Source organism: Paenibacillus woosongensis (assembly GCF_009725165.1).
Taxonomy (GTDB): Bacteria; Bacillota; Bacilli; order Paenibacillales; family Paenibacillaceae; genus Fontibacillus; species Fontibacillus woosongensis.
The window spans coordinates 1-239 of record NZ_WNZW01000069.1 but is presented as its reverse complement, the minus strand read 5'-3'; the positions used below and the strand labels follow the sequence as shown (position 1 = coordinate 239).

General features: G+C 53.6%; 1 rRNA gene. It reads right to left on the bottom strand.

What is annotated here, in order from left to right:
- Positions 1–239: ribosomal RNA gene (locus GNP95_RS25620) — 23S ribosomal RNA — on the bottom strand; the annotation flags it as partial.

Sequence of the window (239 nt, the reverse complement as noted above, 5' to 3'; positions counted from 1 at the left end):
GGGGTTTCACGTGCCCCGCACTACTCGGGATCCGTCTCGGAGGGAACAGACTTTCGATTACAGGGCTTTTACCTTCTATGGCCGGCCTTTCCAGACCTGTTCGTCTAACCTCTTCCTTTGTAACTCCGTGTGAGACGTCCCACAACCCCAGAGAGCAAGCTCTCTGGTTTAGGCTAATCCGCGTTCGCTCGCCGCTACTGACGGAATCACTTTTGTTTTCTCTTCCTCAGGGTACTTAG